The organism is Arcobacter sp. F155, assembly GCF_004116455.1.
Lineage (GTDB): Bacteria > Campylobacterota > Campylobacteria > Campylobacterales > Arcobacteraceae > Halarcobacter.
Map to the genome: position 1 here is coordinate 1 of NZ_PDJU01000063.1, position 256 is coordinate 256.

General features: G+C 35.9%; 1 protein-coding gene. It reads left to right on the plus strand.

Translation table 11 applies throughout. From position 1 onward, the window contains the following. The coding region (locus CRV03_RS14380) for a hypothetical protein (RefSeq protein WP_164968685.1) at positions 1-256 on the plus strand (256 nt) is incomplete at both ends.

Below are 256 nucleotides of genomic sequence, written 5' to 3' on the forward strand. Positions count from 1 at the left end.
AGTAACAGAGTTTACAATTACAACACCAACAGTAGATGATGCATTAAAAGAAGATACAGAAGCGTATGAGATTTCTGTAGGTGGAGTAGATGCAACAGGAACAATCTTAGATAATGAAGCAGATATCGAAGTATCAAGTGTAACAAGTGATGAGCAAACAGAAGGAACTGATTTAGTTCACACTGTAACATTAAGTGGAGAAGCAGATTCAGCAAAAGAGTATGACTTTACATTTAACACTGGAACAGTAGAAGCA